At 65.2% G+C, this 414-nt stretch carries 1 protein-coding gene; it reads left to right on the forward strand.

From position 1 onward, the window contains the following. Positions 1–184: 184 nt before the first annotated feature. Positions 185–414: hypothetical protein (locus CAY82_RS27650; RefSeq protein WP_218190865.1), on the forward strand; the 230-nt coding region annotated here is incomplete at its 3' end.

Raw genomic sequence — 414 nt, forward strand, 5'->3', positions numbered from 1 at the left:
GGGGTCAAAACGGACAGAGAGGTATGAACGGCGCTCGCCTCCACTATCCGGCTTCGTACGTCACACCTTTGCCAGGGCATTTTGCTGGCGCTAAGAATTGCAAGCGTCCCCGACGGAGATGTGCTTCGGCGCTTCCGTCCGCGTCCTCGCCGAGGACCCCTGCTATTCGAAGAGGTACGACTGTATGTCCATCTCCCGCATCACCAGCCGTAGCCGTCGTCTGAACAAGGCGCAGAAGCTCTCCGTGGCGGGTGTGTCCACTCTGGCCGCCGCCGGTATCGCACTCTCCCTGGTCCCCCACGACGCCTCGGCGAGCGCCGAGTCGCAGGCCGGATCCGGCGCGCCGGTCGTCCTCGCCGACAAGGCGAAGACCGACGCCCTCAAGGCGAGCGCCATCGAGAAGGACTCCACCGC

It is taken from the genome of Pseudomonas sp. SID14000 (assembly GCF_002165135.1).
Lineage (GTDB): Bacteria > Pseudomonadota > Gammaproteobacteria > Pseudomonadales > Pseudomonadaceae > Aquipseudomonas.